This is a genomic window from Stenotrophomonas sp. FSL W7-1447 (assembly GCF_037966425.1).
GTDB classification, from domain to species: domain Bacteria; phylum Pseudomonadota; class Gammaproteobacteria; order Xanthomonadales; family Xanthomonadaceae; genus Stenotrophomonas; species Stenotrophomonas pavanii.
The window spans coordinates 2,479,941-2,497,029 of record NZ_CP150199.1 but is presented as its reverse complement, the minus strand read 5'-3'; the positions used below and the strand labels follow the sequence as shown (position 1 = coordinate 2,497,029).

Annotated in this window: 17 protein-coding genes; 11 read left to right on the top strand and 6 right to left on the bottom strand. The window is 63.0% G+C overall.

Annotation, left to right across the window (positions count from 1 at the left end; translation table 11 throughout):
- The first annotated feature begins 105 nt into the window (after nucleotides 1-105).
- The 4 genes from NSQ78_RS11765 to NSQ78_RS11750 all read left to right on the top strand — a co-directional run bounded on the left by NSQ78_RS11765 (nucleotide 106) and on the right by NSQ78_RS11750 (nucleotide 3,629).
- Nucleotides 106-1,164, top strand: a complete 1,059-nt coding sequence (locus NSQ78_RS11765; protein ID WP_064238545.1) for an alpha/beta hydrolase — start codon at nucleotides 106-108, stop codon at nucleotides 1,162-1,164.
- Entirely contained in the window at nucleotides 1,161-2,372 is a 1,212-nt protein-coding gene (locus NSQ78_RS11760) for an MFS transporter (RefSeq protein WP_064238544.1), read from the top strand. Before NSQ78_RS11765 ends, NSQ78_RS11760 begins: the two co-directional genes overlap by 4 nt.
- Nucleotides 2,373-2,506: 134 nt before the next feature.
- On the top strand, nucleotides 2,507-2,854 hold the full coding sequence (locus tag NSQ78_RS11755) for a cyclophilin-like fold protein (RefSeq protein WP_058983026.1): 348 nt from the start codon (nucleotides 2,507-2,509) through the stop codon (nucleotides 2,852-2,854).
- Nucleotides 2,855-2,960: 106 nt separating this feature from the next.
- Nucleotides 2,961-3,629 carry a carboxymuconolactone decarboxylase family protein gene (locus NSQ78_RS11750; RefSeq protein ID WP_064238543.1) on the top strand — a complete coding sequence of 223 codons (669 nt, stop codon included), beginning with the start codon at nucleotides 2,961-2,963 and terminating at the stop codon, nucleotides 3,627-3,629.
- On the opposite strand, the gene NSQ78_RS11745 is transcribed toward NSQ78_RS11750, so the two are convergent.
- Nucleotides 3,605-3,847 (bottom strand): hypothetical protein, encoded by a 243-nt coding sequence (locus NSQ78_RS11745; RefSeq protein WP_064238542.1) that lies wholly within the window; start codon nucleotides 3,845-3,847, stop codon nucleotides 3,605-3,607. The two genes, NSQ78_RS11750 and NSQ78_RS11745, sit on opposite strands and share 25 nt — an antisense overlap.
- Before the next feature lie 234 nt (nucleotides 3,848-4,081).
- Here NSQ78_RS11745 and paoA point away from each other — a divergent pair, with 234 nt between their 5' ends.
- From paoA to NSQ78_RS11720, 5 genes are read left to right on the top strand one after another with little or no spacing between them, the layout of a single operon-like run.
- Nucleotides 4,082-4,729, top strand: a complete 648-nt coding sequence (gene paoA / locus NSQ78_RS11740; RefSeq protein ID WP_339208672.1) for an aldehyde dehydrogenase iron-sulfur subunit PaoA — start codon at nucleotides 4,082-4,084, stop codon at nucleotides 4,727-4,729.
- Nucleotides 4,726-5,676: a xanthine dehydrogenase family protein subunit M gene (locus NSQ78_RS11735; RefSeq protein WP_057494768.1), complete on the top strand. Its 951-nt coding sequence runs from the start codon at nucleotides 4,726-4,728 to the stop codon at nucleotides 5,674-5,676. The genes paoA and NSQ78_RS11735 overlap by 4 nt, the downstream gene beginning before the upstream one ends.
- Nucleotides 5,676-7,880 carry an aldehyde oxidoreductase molybdenum-binding subunit PaoC gene (gene paoC / locus NSQ78_RS11730; RefSeq protein ID WP_064238541.1) on the top strand — a complete coding sequence of 735 codons (2,205 nt, stop codon included), beginning with the start codon at nucleotides 5,676-5,678 and terminating at the stop codon, nucleotides 7,878-7,880. The genes NSQ78_RS11735 and paoC overlap by 1 nt, the downstream gene beginning before the upstream one ends.
- A gap of 8 nt (nucleotides 7,881-7,888) precedes the next feature.
- Nucleotides 7,889-8,950 carry an XdhC/CoxI family protein gene (locus NSQ78_RS11725; protein ID WP_064238540.1) on the top strand — a complete coding sequence of 354 codons (1,062 nt, stop codon included), beginning with the start codon at nucleotides 7,889-7,891 and terminating at the stop codon, nucleotides 8,948-8,950.
- A complete protein-coding gene (locus NSQ78_RS11720) occupies nucleotides 8,926-9,552 on the top strand; it encodes a nucleotidyltransferase family protein (RefSeq protein WP_339206165.1) in 627 nt (208 codons plus the stop codon). The genes NSQ78_RS11725 and NSQ78_RS11720 overlap by 25 nt, the downstream gene beginning before the upstream one ends.
- A 39-nt stretch (nucleotides 9,553-9,591) precedes the next feature.
- Here NSQ78_RS11720 and NSQ78_RS11715 read toward each other — a convergent pair whose 3' ends face one another.
- Together NSQ78_RS11715 and NSQ78_RS11710 are read right to left on the bottom strand one after the other, a co-directional pair.
- Entirely contained in the window at nucleotides 9,592-10,062 is a 471-nt protein-coding gene (locus NSQ78_RS11715; protein WP_064238538.1) for a hypothetical protein, read from the bottom strand.
- Nucleotides 10,063-10,419 carry a hypothetical protein gene (locus NSQ78_RS11710; RefSeq protein WP_064238537.1) on the bottom strand — a complete coding sequence of 119 codons (357 nt, stop codon included), beginning with the start codon at nucleotides 10,417-10,419 and terminating at the stop codon, nucleotides 10,063-10,065.
- An 877-nt stretch (nucleotides 10,420-11,296) separates the two neighbouring features.
- On the opposite strand from NSQ78_RS11710, the gene NSQ78_RS11705 reads away from it, so the two are divergent.
- A complete protein-coding gene (locus tag NSQ78_RS11705) occupies nucleotides 11,297-11,887 on the top strand; it encodes a hypothetical protein (protein WP_064238536.1) in 591 nt (196 codons plus the stop codon).
- Between the two features lie 1,200 nt (nucleotides 11,888-13,087).
- Complete coding sequence (locus tag NSQ78_RS11700) at nucleotides 13,088-13,579, top strand: hypothetical protein (RefSeq protein ID WP_064238535.1); 492 nt, start codon at nucleotides 13,088-13,090, stop codon at nucleotides 13,577-13,579.
- Between the two features lie 373 nt (nucleotides 13,580-13,952).
- On the opposite strand, the gene NSQ78_RS11695 is transcribed toward NSQ78_RS11700, so the two are convergent.
- From NSQ78_RS11695 to NSQ78_RS11685, 3 genes are all read right to left on the bottom strand, one after another.
- Complete coding sequence (locus tag NSQ78_RS11695; protein WP_149901820.1) at nucleotides 13,953-14,246, bottom strand: DUF3653 domain-containing protein; 294 nt, start codon at nucleotides 14,244-14,246, stop codon at nucleotides 13,953-13,955.
- Between the two features lie 417 nt (nucleotides 14,247-14,663).
- Entirely contained in the window at nucleotides 14,664-15,209 is a 546-nt protein-coding gene (locus NSQ78_RS11690) for a hypothetical protein (RefSeq protein ID WP_154803403.1), read from the bottom strand.
- Nucleotides 15,210-16,035: 826 nt separating this feature from the next.
- Nucleotides 16,036-17,082 (bottom strand): ATP-binding protein, encoded by a 1,047-nt coding sequence (locus NSQ78_RS11685; protein ID WP_072167141.1) that lies wholly within the window; start codon nucleotides 17,080-17,082, stop codon nucleotides 16,036-16,038.
- Between the last annotated feature and the right edge of the window lie 7 nt (nucleotides 17,083-17,089).

The window sequence follows — 17,089 nt, the reverse complement described above, 5'->3', positions numbered from 1 at the left end:
AATTGTGAGCGCAACTCAGTAATGCATCAACTTTCAACCGGCTTATCGATATAGGGGCTGGGGCCTATCGTGGCGACCCGTGTCCCCAACCGAGGCCATACGCCCATGAAACGCACCACGCTGTTACTGGCGCTGCTCGCCAGCCTCTACGTTCCAGCTTCGGCCATGGCCGCTGACGCACCGGTGCCGGCCCCGCCCCATGGATCCGACAACTTCTACCGCAGCCCCACGGTCAAGGGGGAACGCGTGAGCTTCCACAACCAGTACGAGATGCAGGTGGTGGGTACGCTTTACCGCCCTCAAGGCCTGCCCGACGGCAGCCGCGCCCCCGCAGTGGTCGTTGGCCACCCGATGGGCGCAGTGAAGGAGCAGAGTTCCCAGCTCTATGCGCAGAAGCTGGCCGAGCAGGGCTTCGTCACGCTGGCGATCGATCTTTCCTTCTGGGGCGAGAGTGGCGGCGCACCGCGACACCTGGTGGCGCCGGAAATCTATTCGGACGACATCAGTGCGGCCGTGGATTTCCTGAGCACGCAGTCATTTGTGGACCCGGACCGCATCGGCGGCTTGGGCATCTGTGGCAGCGGCAGCTTTGTAATCAGTGCCGCCAAGATCGACCCACGCATCAAGGCCATCGCCACGGTCAGCATGTACGACATGGGTGCGGCGGCACGGCAGGGGCTGAACAGTGGCCAGTCGCTGGAGCAGCGCAAGGCGGTGATCCAGTCCGCGGCAGATCAGCGTCTGGCCGAATTCAAGGGCGGGGCGCCGGTGTTCGTGCCTGGCACCGTGAACCACCTCGATGCTGACACGCCCGCCATCCAGCGTGAGTTCTTCGACTTCTACCGCACCCCGCGCGGCGCCTATACGCCAAAGGGTGACAAGGCCGAACTGACAACCCAGCCGCTCTTCAGCAGCCTGGTCAAATTCATGAACTTCTATCCCTTCAACGACATCGAGACGATCTCGCCCCGACCAATGCTCTTCGTCTCCGGCGACGTCGCCCATTCCCGCGAGTTCAGCGAGGACTCCTACCGAAGGGCAGGGCAGCCGAAGGAGATCTACTGGGTAAAGGGTGCCGGCCACGTGGATCTGTACGACCGCATCCAGCTGATTCCCTTTGACAAGCTGGCCACGTTCTTCCAGCGCGGCCTGGCCGGGAAATGAGCCGCACCGACGCCCCCGCACATCGCGCCAACTGGGGCGGCGTGTTCGCAATGACGCTGTGCGTCTTCGCGTTGATCGCCTCGGAATTCATGCCCGTGAGCCTGCTCACTCCCTTGGCGGCAGACCTGGGCGTGAGCGAGGGCCTTGCCGGCTACGGCATTGCCATTTCGGGTGTATTTGCGGTGTTGACCAGCCTGTCGATCTCGCGATTGGCGGGTAGCGTGAACCGCCGAACGTTGCTGTTGTCCCTCACGGCGTTGATGGCGGTGTCGGGACTGGTGGTAGCGCTGGCCCAGAACTATCCGGTCTACATGACAGGCCGTGCGCTGATCGGCGTAGTGATCGGCGGTTTCTGGTCATTGTCCGCCGCAACCGCGATGCGGCTGGTACCGGAGGCCCAGGTCCCGCGAGCCTTGGCGATATTCAACAGTGGCAACGCCCTTGCAACGGTCATTGCGGCACCACTGGGCAGCTATCTCGGCAGCATGATCGGATGGCGCGGCGCATTCCTCTGTCTTCTGCCGGTGGCAGCTGTCGCCCTGGCCTGGCAGTGGGTTTGTCTGCCGTCCATGGAAGCGGAGGAGGGTCGATCACACGGCGGAGTCGTCGTGTTGCTGCGACGACGCGCGGTGGCACTGGGCATGATGGCCTGCGCCGCGTTCTTCATGGGGCAGTTTGCCCTGTTCACCTACGTGCGGCCGTTCCTGGAGCGGGTCACGCATGCTGGGGTATCTGCCGTTCCGTGGGTTCTGCTGGCGATCGGAGTGAGTGGTTTCGTGGGCACACTTGCCATCGGGGCATTCATCAGGCGCGGGCTCTACCGCACGCTGGTGATTCTTCCCGCCCTCATGGCGCTGGTTGCCGTCACTCTGGTTCCACTCGGGCCCCACCTTTGGCCGACCGCCGCACTGCTCTCGGCGTGGGGTCTGCTGGCCACGTCCGCACCGGTCGGCTGGTGGAGCTGGCTGGCGCGCACCTTCACCGACAATGCCGAGGCCGGCGGCGGGCTGATGGTTGCGGTGGTTCAGTGCTCCATTGCGCTGGGTGCCACCCTCGGCGGGCTGCTGTTCGACAGCCTTGGCTTTGCCAGCACGTTCTTGGCGAGTGCGGGCATCCTGTTGTTTGCCGCGCTGCTTGCCTACGCCACTGCGGCTGAAGAGGTGCACACGTCAGCTGCGGCGATTGCCACAGGGGTTCCGAAGCGATGACACGCCTCACTTCGATAACGGCGAAGCTGCTCGTGCTCCTCGCTGCTTTTGGGGCGGTAGCAGCTTGCTCAGCCGCGCCCGATCATCCAGCCGTCGCTGCCGCCAGAACTGAGGCCAATCAGGAGAGTCATCCCATGAAAATTCGACTGATCATCAATGATCAAGTGCTGTCAGCCACCCTGGAGGACAGCCTTCCTGCACGCGAGTTCATTGCTCAGTTGCCGCTGACCCTGCAACTTGAAGACTACGCCGCGACTGAGAAGATTGCGCAGCTGCCGCGCAGTCTGAACGTGGAGGGCGAGCCGGAGGGAATCACGCCCGTGGCAGGTGATATGGCCTTCTATGCGCCTTGGGGAAACCTGGCGATTTTTCACAGGCCTTTTGGCTATTCAAAGGGTCTCGTAAGGCTGGGTCGCATCGAAGGAGGGCTGCAGCTCCTTCGCAAGACCGGGGCCGTGGAGGTCCGCATTGAGTCGTTCTAGAGGCTGGCTGCCTATCTTGGGGCCCAGCCTTCTTGCCAATCTGCTGGGCGCGGCGACGCTTGCTGCCGTTCCAGGTCGGATGGCTTTCGCACACGAAGGAATAGCGATGCACACCAAATCAAATCAAGCCCCCACAACTGAACTGGATCCGCGCCGGAAAGCCATCATTCCGATCGGCGCCTTCGCAGCGGCCGGCGACTTGGATGGCCTTCATCAGGCGTTGAACCAGGGCCTGGACGCGGGATTGAGTCTGGCCGAAACGCGAGAGGTCCTGATGCAGCTCTACGCTTATGCGGGGTTTCCTCGGAGCCTGAACGCGTTGAGCGAACTGATGAAGGTGGCGGATGCGCGTAGACAGCAGGGCATCCAGGATGACGCCGGCCGCGAGCCCCGCAAGCCGATTCCCACAGGCGATGCCTTGCTCGCTGCAGGCACGGCAAACCAGACCAGGCTGGCCGGCGCTCCTGTCTCAGGGCCTTTGTTCGATTTTGCCCCGCAAGCAAATCAATACCTCCGTACGCACCTCTTCGGCGACATCTTCGAGCGCGACAATCTTGATTGGCAAAGCCGCGAATTGGCTACGGTCAGCATGCTGGCCGCCATGTACGGGGTGGAGCCCCAATTGCAGTCCCACATTGGGATCAGCATGAACATCGGCCTGCGGCCGGAGCAGCTATACGATCTGGCCGATGTGCTTGAGGAGCGCGTCAGCCTCGATGCTGCCGAACGTGTTCGCGTCGCGATTCAACGTCAGCTTGAGGTTCGAAAAGAATGATGGTCGGGAAAGTGCTCCTTCGGCCTGCCTTGCGCGATGTGCTCGGCCACCAGCGGTTCCGGTGCGTATGCCAAGCCCAAGCCATCCAGTGCGGCATTGATGACGTGGGTCATGCTGTTGAAGACCAACGGCTCGTCGCCGCGCACGGTGAATTCCTTGCCCTTTTCTTCGAACTCCCAGGCATGGATCGCTCCGTCCGGGCGATGCCGGATGTGCATGCATCAGTGAGGAAGTGGCGCGGATCAGTGTCAGTGGCGCACTCTTGCCAGAGGCGGCGTTGAGGATGACCGGCCAGCAGGCTCGGCCGATGATGCCGGCGCGCCTCCGACCGACTTCACAGATCTGTGCCCCGCAGACGGGCATAGTGCCGCTTGGGTAGTGTGAGCGCGTCCATCCAGCCACGGGATTTTCCCGAACGCCAGGAGGTCACTGTGCCAAGTTGTGATGAAGGAATGAAGTTGACGCGTCGCCAGGTGATCGCCGGCGGCGTCACGACCGTGGCAATGTCCGCCGCACCGGGGGCGTCATCGCTCGCCGCCGAACTGGCGACGCCCCCGCCGCCCAGGCCGCCGGTCATCAGCACGGTGGCGTTGACCGTCAACGGCAAGCGGCGGGAGCTTGAGCTCGACACGCGGACTACGCTGCTCGATGCCCTGCGCGAACATCTGAAGCTGACCGGGACCAAGAAGGGCTGCGATCACGGTCAATGCGGTGCCTGTACCGTGCTGGTCAACGGTGAGCGCATCAATGCGTGCCTCAGCCTGGCGGTGCAGCACCAGGGCGATGCCATCACCACCATCGAAGGGCTCGGAACCCCCGATGACCTGCATCCGATGCAGGCCGCCTTCATCAAGCATGACGGCTACCAGTGCGGGTACTGCACGCCGGGGCAGATCTGCTCGGCGGTGGCGGTACTGGACGAGATCAAGCGGGGTGTCCCCAGCCATGTACAGGCGGACGTCAGCGCACGGCCCCGGGCCACCAACATGGAAATGCGCGAACGCATGAGCGGCAACCTCTGCCGCTGCGGTGCCTATTCCAACATTGCCGAGGCAATGGAAGAGGTCGCTGGCGTGACCTCTGCAGGGGGGCGATCATGAGGGCCTTCAGTTACGAACGCGCCAAATCCCCGGCCGAGGCCGCCAAGGCCGTCGCCGGTACCGAGGGCGCGAAGTTCCTGGCCGGAGGGACCAACCTGCTCGACCTGATGAAGCTTGAGGTCGAGACGCCAGCGCACCTGGTCGATGTGCAGGACATCGGCCTGGACAGGATCGAACCCACCGACGAGGGCGGCCTGCGCATCGGCACGCTGGTCACCAATACCGCGCTGGCCTCGCATGAGCGCGTGCGCCGCGACTACGCGGTGCTGACCCGCGCGATCGTGGCAGGCGCCTCCGGGCAGCTGCGCAACAAAGCCACCACCGGCGGCAACCTGCTGCAGCGCACGCGCTGCCCGTATTTCTACGACCCCCATCTGCCCTGCAACAAGCGCCTGCCCGGATCAGGCTGCGGCGCGCTCGAGGGATTCTCCCGGCAGATGGGCGTGATCGGCACCTCGGACAGCTGCATCGCGACCTATCCGGGCGACATGGCGGTGGCCCTGCGGGTGCTGGACGCCTCGATCCAGACCGTCAGCGGTGACGGCAGTACGCGCAGCATCCCGATTGCCGATTTCCATCGTTCCCCCGGCGACAGGCCGCAGCAGGACAACGTGCTGCAGCGCGGTGAGCTGATCACCCACGTCACGCTGCCGAAGCCTCTGGGCGGTCGGCACGTGTACCACAAGGTACGTGACCGCGCGTCCTATGCGTTCGCACTGGTGTCGGTCGCCGCGGTCGTGCAGCGAGACGGCTCGGCGCGGTTCGCCTTCGGTGGAGTTGCGCCGAAGCCGTGGCGCGTCGAGGCAGCCGAACCGCTGCTGCGCGACGGCGTAAAGGCCGCGGCCCGGCAGGTGTTCGCCGGTGCCCGTCCGACGCGGGAGAATGCGTTCAAGATCGCGCTCGCCGAGCGCACCCTCGCAGCCGTGCTGGTGGAAGGAGAGCGCTGATGCCCCTTGAATTCAACGCCCCCGCCGGCGACAACCTGTTCGACAAGGCCAAGGTCGTCGGCAAGTCGACGCCGCGCATCGACGGTCCACGAAAGACCACCGGCACCGCCCCCTATGCCTACGAGCGCCACGACGTGGCGCCAAACCAGGCCTACGGCTACATCGTCGGTGCGGGCATCGGCAAGGGGCGCATCATTTCGATGGATGCCTCCCGCGCACGTGCCGCGCCCGGCGTACTGGCGGTCATCACCGCACCGGAAACCAAGCCGGTCGGCAAATCGAACTGGAACAATGCGCCGCTGTTCGGCGGACCCGAAGTGGCCCACTACCACCAGGCCATCGCCTGCGTGGTGGCAGAGACCTTCGAGCAGGCCCGCGCCGCCGCGGCGCTGATCCGCACCCGCTACGAGCGCAGCAAGGGCCGCTTCGATTTCCCGGCCCTGGCACCGTCCGCACCGCTGGCAAAGGGGCGTGACGGCAAGCCCGACCGGCAGGCGCTGGGGGATTTCGACACCGCCTACGCGAGCGCCGCGGTCAAGCTCGACGAGACCTATCACACCTCCGACGAAAGTCATTCGATGATGGAGCCGCACGCCACCATCGCCGCCTGGGAGGGTGACACGCTCACGCTGTGGACGGCGAACCAGATGATCGACTGGGCCAGGCAGGGCATGGCGGCGATCCTCGGCATCGATCCTGCCAAGGTGCGCGTGGACTCGCCCTATGTCGGCGGCGGCTTCGGCGGCAAGCTGTTCATCCGTGCCGACGCGGTGCTGGCCGCGTTGGCGGCCAAGCAGGTCGGGCGACCGGTGAAGATCGCGCTGCAACGCCCGTTGATGCCCAACAACACCACGCACCGGCACGCCACCCTCCAGCGCGTGCGGATCGGCTGCGGAAAGGATGGCCGGATCTCCGCCATCGCCCATGAGAACTGGTCGGGCAATATCAACGGCGAGGATGGCGAGAACGGTACCCTGCAGACGCCCAAGCTCTATGCAGGCGCCAACCGCCTGGTGGCCAACTACATCGCCACGCTCGACATGCCCGAAGGCAATGCGATGCGCGCACCGGGCGAAGCACCGGGCCACATGGCGCTGGAAGTGGCGATGGACGAAATGGCCGAGAAGCTGGGTCTCGACCCGATCGCGTTCCGCATCCTCAACGAGCCCGAGGTCGTGCCCGGCGACCCGTCCAAGAAGTTCTCCGACCGCAACCTGGTGCGCTGCCTCCGCGAAGGTGCGGAGCGCTTCAACTGGAACAAGCGCAACGCCCGGCCTGCGCAGGTCAGGGAAGGGCATTGGCTGGTCGGCATGGGCGTGTCCGCGGGCTATCGCGGCGCACCGACGATGAAGTCGGCGGCGCGGGTCCGGCTTGACGGCCAGGGCGGCGTGATTGTCGAGACCGACATGACCGACATCGGCACTGGCTCCTACACGATCATCGCGCAGACGGCAGCCGAGACCATGGGCGTGCCGCTGGACCAGGTCCACGTCACCCTCGGTGACTCCCGTCATCCCGCCTCCGCCGGTTCCGGCGGCCAGTGGGGCGCGGCAAGCTCCACCGCGGGCGTGTACGCTGCGTGCGTCAGCCTGCGCCGCAAGGTGGGCGAGAAACTCGGCTTCGACGGCGACACCGCAGACTTCGCCAATGGCCGCATCCAAGCGGGTGGTCGGACCATCAAGCTGGCGGAGGCGGGAACCCTGTCGGCGGAGGACGGCATTGCCTTCGGCGACTTCAAACAAGGCTACGACGTCGGCACCTATGCAGGGCATTTCTGCGAGGTCGCCGTGCATGCCTACACTGGAGAAACGCGCATTCGTCGCATGCTTGCCGTATGCGACGGCGGCCGGATCCTCAATCCGCTGTCTGCACGCAGCCAGGTCATCGGCGGGATGGTGATGGGTGCGGGCGCGACCCTGATGGAGGAGCTGGTGGTCGACAAACGGCTTGGTTTGTTCATCAACCACGACCTGGCCGGCTACGAGGTTCCCGTGCACGCCGACATCCCGTACCAGGAAGTGGTCTTCCTCGACACGCTGGATCCGGTGATCTCGCCGATGAAGGCCAAGGGTGTGGGTGAACTGGGCATCTGCGGGGTTGGCGCCGCGATCGCCAATGCGATCTACAACGCAACCGGCGTGCGCGTGCGCAGCTATCCCATCACCCTGGACAAGCTGTTGCCCGGCTTGCCCGACATAGGCTGACGTTGCCCATGGACCGATCCGCAGCCTCACCCGCGCTGGAGGCTTCAGCGGCAGGCGGAGGGGAGCCCGGCGATCTTGCCGAGGACCTGTCCGCAGCGCCGGGCTTCCTCGCCGAAGGCAGCCCGCGCGGCGTGCTCGAGACGGCCTTGACGCGCGTGCGCGCGGGGGAGCACGCCGTGCTCGCGCTGGTGCTGGAAACCGATGGCTCCACCTACGCCGGTGCCGGCGACATGGTGCTGTTCTGCAACGGCAGCCAGGTCGGCTGGCTGAGCGGCGGATGCCTGGAGCCCGAGCTCGCGCGACGCGCGGAGCAGGTAAGTGCGGCAGGGCAGGTCGACTGGATCGAGATCGACACCCGCAGTGACGACGACCTGTTGAGCGGGTCCGCGCTCGGCTGCCGCGGCCGGCTTCGGATTGCGCTCCTGCCGTTGCGTGCCATGGCCGGCTTCGACCACGTCATCGAGGCTTGGCTGCGCGAGGGCGTGTCACTCCAGCGCGACCTTCGCACGTCGGGGCAGGTCGTTTTCCGTGCCGGCCATCGCGAGCAGGCGTGGCAGCTGCATCCCATGGAGGGTACGCAGCCCTTTGGCGAGGGTGCGTGGTGTTTGCCGTTGCCTCGGCTTCCGCGGGCCCTGGTGTTGGGGGGCGGTCCCGAAACGCCCTTCCTGGTTCCGCTGCTGCGCGGCCTGGGGTGGCGGGTCAGCGTGGCCGAACGTCGAGCGCGCTGGGCCTCAGCCGGGCAGTGCGCGGATGCGCATCTTCAGACCAGCCCGGCCGAGGCCCTTCATGGCGACCGGTGCGACGCGGCACTGGTGATGCATCACGATTTCGAACTGGACAGGGAGACGCTGGTGGCCCTGGCTGATACCAACGTCGCGTTCATTGGACTGCTGGGTCCGCGGCGAAGGCGCGAGGACCTGTTCAAGCTGCTGACCCCGGATCAGCGCCACCGCCTTTCCCCGAGACTTCGGTCACCGGTCGGCCTGAACATCGGTGGCCGAGGGCCAGAGGCGATTTCGCTCAGCATCGCCGCGCAGCTGCAGCAATGGCGAAGCGCGCACGGCAGGTGACTGACGCGCATGCGGTCATCGTGCTTGCTGCCGGCGGGAGCGCCCGACTTGGCCAGCCCAAGCAGCTCCTCACCCGGCAGGGCGAGACCCTGGTACACCGCGTGGTGCGGTTGGCGCGGGAGCTCGCGCCAGCGCAGGTGCTGGTCGTGGTGGGCGCGAACGCACCGGCAGTGACATCCAGCATTGCCGGGCTGGATGCCACTCCGGTATCCAACCACCACTGGGAGCGTGGCCTGGCGAGCAGTCTGCAGGTTGCCGGCGCACACCTGCTGCCCACGGTGACCGCGGTGATGGTCGTGGCGTGCGACCAGCCTGCAATCGAGCGCTCCCATCTGCAGGCGCTGCTTTCGGGTGCCCGCGCCGCAGCGTCAACGTGCGCGGGCACCCGCCACGGAAATGCGCTTGGCGTTCCCGCAGTCGTGCCGCGCGCCTGGTTCACCGCTGTCGGTGCAGCCGGTGACCGCGGATTCGGAGCGCGCCTGCGGCAACTTCCTGTCGATACGGTGCATGTCCTGCAGGCGCCGGAACTGGCCCTGGATATCGATACGCCAGAAGATCTTGCGCGTGCGCGCGATGCGGGTTGGATCGATGCCGGGAGGTGACCCGCATGGTCACTGGGCCAATGCCTGTCGCGCAGGTGACTAGTGCGGGCCACATCGCGCGCCCTCAGACACCTCGCCCCCGAACATCTGCAGCACCCGATCCAACAGAACAGGTTCCGGCACGTCAGCCAGCACCTGCTCCAGATAGCCCACCGGCTCCAGCTGCCATTGAAGCAGCGTACCAAGCTGCAGAACGGCGGGCGCCCGCTGCTCCGCGTCCAGTGAGACCTGCAACAGCAGATGGTGCGAGCGCCTCTCCAGCCAGAGCACGGGTATGCCTCGGCAAAGAACCTGGAACTCGGCATCTCGGTGCCGCTCTACGAACTGGAAGCCCTGCCGTGGCCGAGAGTCCACGAACTGCATCGCCTGGCGGCGCAGTTGTAAGAATCGATCGTCGTTGATGCTTTGGAACGCGACAGGCGACGGCGCCGGCGTTGCCGGCCACTGCGCCTGTGCCGCAACCACCACCACAAGACAGAGCGCGTTGGCCGCCCAGCGGCACCACGCCACTCAGCCCTCCGGATGCAGTCGGGTACTGGCGTGTGCGGTAAGGCCGATTCCGGCCATGATCAGGCCCTCCATGACGCGCGGGCCAACGTACTGCTCCAGTTCACCGTTCTCGCGGGCGCGCTGCGCGGCCAGCAGGATCTCCAGCACCACCCGAAGGCCCGCCAGCGAGCAGTCGGTATCCGCCAGGGCGATGCGTCGGCCGGGCATCTGATGGCGTTCCGGCCACGGCTGGCCATCGGAGGCAGCGCCCGAGCCGATGCTGTGGAGCAGGGCGATGAGGGTGTTCGGATCCAGCGCGGGGCCGTTGGCGGGCGCGTCGTGGATCGGGTTCGGGGTAGGGGAGTGGGGCTGGTTCATGGCAGGGCTCCTTGCGCGCATGCAGAAGCCGCCACCGATAAAGGTGGCGGACGGTGCGTGGTTCGAAACCCCGTGTGTGGATGACCGGGCAGGCGCAAGGCCTCCACGCACCGCCCGCCATAGCCGACTGACGGATTGCCAGCCGGCACCGCGCGAAGCGGTGCCGGCTGGCAAGTGCGAGCAACATCCACACAACCGGGGTTTCGAATCCCGACCACCGATGCACGGTGGCAGGGCAAGGAATACGCGGACCTATGCGTGATGCCAATGCAGTAGGGCCGATGACGTCACCACTTTCAACAATTTCAGAATCGTTGCATATGGCGCAATGAAGCTGGAGCGTTGCGCTGCAAGGCTGTTGGCGATGTCGGTGGTGCACGCATGACGAGTGTCGGCATTTGCCCGGCGAGGTTGTGAGCGAGGCAGTTGCGACAGGCTTGTCCAGCACTCCCCAGCACCAGCAGCCCTTCAACGCAGCCTTGGTCCGCTCCAACCATTCAGCATCTTGGTTGCGCGCCAACATGGGACGCGCCTGGTTGCCCGCACCCGGGTGCAGCGCTGGCACTACCGTTGGAGGGGGCTGGAGCACATGCGAAAGTACCTGACGCCTATGCCGGCACATCGACGGGGCAGGGCTCGGTAGGCGCGAGAGCGCGAGCTGCCTAGCATCGAAAGAAGCCGGTGTTTGATATTGCAAGCTCTTTGCCCGCCCCTTTCGCGACCGCGGACCGTCACCTGGCCAACGCGGCAGGCCGCACCCCGTCTCAACTTTTGCGATGCGTCGCGGCGAAGATGCCTGCTCCTGCCAGCAGTCTCTCAGAGAAGGGGAGCAATTTTGAACGCCACTGAGATATCGAGCGTAGTGAAGGACGGAGATTTGATCGCGATTGCCGTGCTGGTCGGGCTGGCCGCAGTGCCCCTGATCAAGGGGATATTTGCGCTCAGCGCAACGCGCCGCCAACGCCGGAAGGAGTTTCTGGAACTCTGGAAGGCCGACAGTTTGGATAGTTCCGGTCTCTGGCTAGAGGAGGTGATCCTGCACCGATATGGCGCGGCCATCCCTGCAGAACTAATTTGTCATGTTGCCCGATTGAGCTGGCCTTCAAAGAAGCTGCGTCGACTGGCAATGAGCGCAGGCTTTCTGCGAATGGATGAAATGGGACAGGCCGTGACGTGGTCAAAGACGCACCGCACGAGAGCATTCTGGCTGGAGCTGGAAATGGTAGCGAGTGTTGTTGCTTATGTGGTGCTTGCTGCACTAGGCGCTGCCCTACTCATTACAGGGGTCAGACAGGGCCTGGCGGAGGGATTCACGGCTTTGGCTTCTGGGGGGCTTATCGCTAGTGCGGGCTGCGCCTCCTTCATGCACTTCATTTCACTTAATGAGGCGCGTTCTTCGCTGAGCGTCATCAATGGCATTCCCCACGAGGGGCTTTGGGCTCGCCTCAAAAGCAAGCGGAGCAGATGAGCGGCGGGAAGTGAGAAAGGTCCAATGGAGATTTTCCGGAGCAGCCGCCATATTAGACCGCCCGCCGGAGCGTGATGCGTCACACAAATGGACGATGTCGAGCCCCCTCCCGCAATCTATGGGAGGGGAATATGGATGTAAGGTCCGCGGGCTCAATACTGGCGACTTCATCGAGGCAGATTTCTATCTTCTACATCTCATCCGCTCGACTTCATTCAGGACTTGCCTGTCTAATGAACTGAAGTCGTTCGGAACTTCCTTCTCTGTGACAAAGGAATAGGTCACAGCAAAGTCGTCTCCATGAATTACACGACTGCAGGAAACGTTGCCCAACGTGTCACACGATGCCATTAGCTCATCGTCATCCGACGGCTGTGTGGCGGTACGAGCACTCGGGCGCCATACGAAAAAGTGGCCCTTGTCGCCACCGTCAGGAACGGCAAGCAGCCCCTTCTCCAGCGTCTTCGCTCCTTGCCAGCCCTCAATAGCGCTCGTACGCAGATGGGACCCCTGGGGGAGGTCGCCAAACCTTCTGCCAGGAAAGTGCGATTTGGCTACCACCGCTGCCGAGATCAAATTATCGGGACCAATACAAGCCTCGCTATGGGCGGAGTAGCAACCATGCAGCGTAAAGCCGCCGACCACAGGATCCTCGTGGCCGCGCCGGGACGGCGTCGCATCTAGAGTGCCAGGGACACAAAAATCGGTCTTCGCACCCTCCACGCGGTATGAAGTAGGCGAATCTACACACCCAGATCCAAGAACTGCCGCGACACACACCAAAAATCTAGTTCCTGCAACGCGGTTGAGGGCAATAGTCATACACGTCTCTCGTAGTTGAGCCAAGAACATTGATTACGGCCTCCAGGGCATCCGTCTTGTATCCGCCAAACGCCTTGGGACTCGTGGAATTTCCCGATGACACTCCTGCCTAACATCACCGGGTTCTTCTCGGTGGCGCCGCCTGATCAAGCGCCTGATCAAGCGCCTGCACATGAGCCTTTGCAAGACCAACTCTTATCGTTTCCATGTGGGAAAGGGGTGGCGCAGTGCGCTGGGTACGATCGTGCTGCGGGGATGTGCGATTCTGGGCGGGAGTGAACTCCTGATGTGACATACTTGCTTGGCGCTGGCTACAGCGGTGCGCAGAGTCAGGCCGCGTTGCCCAGTCCGTAAGCCATCTGACCCGTTGGAGACCCCATGCCGCACGTTGCCATCCCGAATGATCTGAGCGGGGTCGTTGCAGGCAACCTGTCTGGTGACTCGGTAAATGAGTATGCCTATGTCTGGGATGGGTCTGATCCCGGCTGGACGTTGAACCTCCGCCGACGGCAATACGCCGAACTGGCATTGGTATTCGCAGCGTCTGGCCCTTCAGTCAAGGAGATTGTCGCCCTGCGGAGTGCGCTACCGGCTTACGCGGCTCGATCCGCTGCCGAGATCCTGTCTGCACTCAGAGGGTGTCAACGCGTCGCCCTCGGAACCCATCTCGCGTTCGAAGCGAAGGGAATCGCGAGCCGCTGCCGGGGCGCGGGCCTCACTGTCGAGTGGGTAGCGCGGGAGGTCTCCCGTTACATGCTCAGCAACAATGTCACCGGATCTTGGCTGATCATTGAGGACAACGGACTTGCCAGGTCGGTCTATGATCGGGCGATGCGTGAAGGCATCCGAGTCGTTCACACCGACGCGTGATGCTCTGCGGCGTGGACGTCAAACGCGCCAGCTCCGCTTCGCGTCTTGTGTCCTCAAGGAAGAGTAGGGGGCCGGTGCTTTGCCGGCGGCACAGCCCCTCACCCACGAACAGAGGATGTACCCAGTGGCCCATTGGGTTCGGATACGAGTCGATTCGCGGATTTCTCCTCTCAGAAGAAGGCCAGCAAGGTCCTGCCTAGCTTCTCGTCGATCAATGCTGCCACCATCTCGCCTATTTTCGTGATGCATCACGGACGCCGATCTCGTGCAAAAAGAGCCCAGCCACCATCAGCGCCAGCTGACGCTCGGGAGGCGCCAATAGCACCGAGCTATTTTTGCCGTCTGCAGCTCAGCCCTAAACGTTGACGGCGACTCAGCCGCCTCGATGGATCACGCACGCCGATCGGCGAATTCTGAGCGCTTCGGCCAGGTAGATGACGCTGGATTTCGCCGCGGTCGGAGCGTTCCGTGCTGGTGATGCCCGGGGAGCCGCCTCGGCCATCACCAGCCGCCATTCGCGGGCAATGTTGCAGGCCAGGGAGCACCAGGCCATGCCGCATGGCTCAAACTGATGACCTTCGGGCGTGGTCATGTGCCCGCCCTGAAATACGAAACCGGCCCAGGAGCCGGTTGGATCTATGCGGTTGTGGAGATCCATCTCGATCATGCTGCAAACTCATCCTTAGCGGAGGAACGAGCTGTCTGCCGCACCGAAAACGCCCGGCCTCTAACGCATTGATTTTAGAAGATATGGATGGGGTGAGCTTAGCCTCTTCCTGGCAGCTTCCGTCCACCAAAGATGCCCGATATTTCCGGAAGTCCACCAAAGATGCCCGATATTCCCGGAAGTTCACCAAAGACGCCCGGCATTTCCAGAAGTACATAAATAACGCCCAACAGTTCCGGAAGCCCATAAAACACGCCCACGACTGCCGGGGGTTCATTAGAATTGCCAATTAGCCCACGCGGCGGCAAAGCCTCCCCTTGTGTTGCGTACTCGCATGAAGGCTACTGCCGTTCGCAGTCCGGCACGAGACAGTGCCGTTGCCCCAATGATGGCAAAAATTGCTAAGAACTGCCTGCCTTAGGATTTCTGCTGGATTCTAGCTGTTTTTCGAGGTGTCACCCAGGCGACCCGGACTTCTCTCAAGGAACGGGCGGAACCCTGAAGCTCGATGACCGGATACCCACCTGAAGGCAGTACATCCTTCGGATTCAGCTTGAACACCCTTGCAAGCGTCAACGCCAAGCCTTCCTCATAAGCGGTTGCCAGAACCCACACAAGCGCGTCGACCAAGGCGGATCTTCCCTTAATGCTGTCCAATACCGAAGCGACGATTACGGAAGGGGACCTATCCGGCTTGTCGTTCGCGATACCAAAGGCCGCAGCGGCCAGCTCCAGCGCTGTGCCGCACGCTAACGTTAACATCGGGTCGACAACCGAGAGATTGAGCCAAGTCGCGCCGCTGGCAGAAACACCATAGGGAGCTAGGAACGACTCGTGCCGCTCTACCTCAGTGGGTCCTTGGGTGTCGTAGTGCGTTGAGCGGAAGCTCAGGACAGATAGGCCTTCAAGTCCGACCCTGGCGCATGCCGCTGCAGTGGCCCGCGTCAAAGCATCGTAGGCCATCAATGGGAGCGGAGCGCACATGAGGCCCGAGTTGCCGCCAATCATTGCCCAGCCCCAGAACGCCCCTGGCTCCGGATCGTCAGCGGATGGCTGGAAAGCCTCATACCTTACGTGAGCATTGCCATCGTCCTGGTGGACGGGCGGCATAGGAGTCGTTCTATCAATCAGGCGCGCCAGAGCTGAAGGCCAGCTTTGCGCATCACTGGGGAAGTGAATCACTCGGCCTGCCCGCTGGCGTGATGCCCAATGAAGGTAGTCATCCACCCACTGCGACACTTCACGAGCGGGAAATTGCCTGACGTCCAGTAGCGCTGTGTGGGCGTCGATTGGCTGAAATCCACAAGTACAAGTCCCGAGACCACCGGAGTGGTCAAAACTGGTGCCCAGCGTCCTTCCGCATGCCTCGCAGTGGCTGATGAGCTTCTCGCCATGCCAAGGGCACGCAGAGATGGAAGGAAGGAGAAATAGTGAACAATGGTAGCCGTGAAGTGCGCATGCGGGGCACCGCATATATGGAAGCTCACTACCCGCGAGAAGTCGAAGTGATTGAACTGGAAGCCACGCGGCCGGATTCCATAGATTCTTCGTTGTGACGTCACGGACTTCGATGGCTGACGCAAAAGTATCCTGCACCCGGCCCGGCAGAAGCAAAGGGCGGAGCATGGAGCGCCCAGTCTTACGCCTCACCCCCATGATCATGAGTTGCTCACTTGTTGGCATGCCCAGTGCAACGATCCGCTGCAGCACGCCGTAGCCCGATATGTATGGATAGAACTCATGCTCTGCGCCGACAATCCGAGGCGTAGAAGGATTTACGGCGCGAGAGCTATTCATTGCTTCCCCCTACCTGGTTTGCCGTATTCTGTATCTTCTCAATGATGGCGATTGCCTTGTCGGACATCTTCTCGCGCATGCGAATGAACTCGGTTCGCAGGTACCCGACATGCACAAGCGCAGCACGGACGTCAGATGGAGTGAAGCGTTCGAAACTCTGCTGAAACCAAGCGTTCGTTAGCAGATTCCGCACGGTCGATGTGAAGGAGCACATCGGCCAGCCACTATGTTCGGGAAGTCCCACCTCCCTCCGGAGGGCGGACACAGCATCGCAAATCATCTCCGTTTCAGATTCCAGCCGCCATCCGCGATCAAATGCGTCGGTGGCGAAGTATCTAGAAAATGGCATGTCCTCTGTCGGCCACCATGCTGCGCCGTCGTAGCGCGACAGGGCATGCCTGACCTCATCTCGCGCCGCAAGAGGAAGAAATGGGGCTGAGTCCAGAAACCACCGGCGAACAACATGTGACGGATGGTGCTGCCACATGTCGCCAAGCTCGATGCCCTGCTGGTCACTTTGGTACACAAAGACCAAAAAGAGAGTAAGCCTGTCCTTGCTCATCAAGTTATCAAGATCTTCTAAGCACTGAAACTCAAGATTGGTGAGCCGTTGAGCACTGTCGATGAACAATACGTACCTGCGTACGTCGGCGTGCCCACACGCGGCGCGCATGTGATTGTGTATTCGTGCCCTCAGCTCGTGAGGCCTGGCCGATGACCAGCGCGGCATTCCCAGTTGATGTGAAAGCGCGTGCCAGAAGCTCAGCGGGCTCCTGCATGCATCTGAGGTTGCGACGATTGCCCTGGCCACACCTGCGCGGCGTCCGTCCTCCACGAGCCAGCGCCAGTCGGTTTCGACTAGATAGTCTTGCGCCGTGGATTTGCCAACCCCGCTCTCTGAATAAAGAGAGCACCCATGATGACCCTGCTGAATGTTGTACAGAACGAAATCCGCCATGCGTTCGACAGGCTTCGTGTTGATACGGTAGCCAGACTCAATGAAAAGTGGATGGTCGGGGTCAAGGCGACGGACGGCCATGATGGCC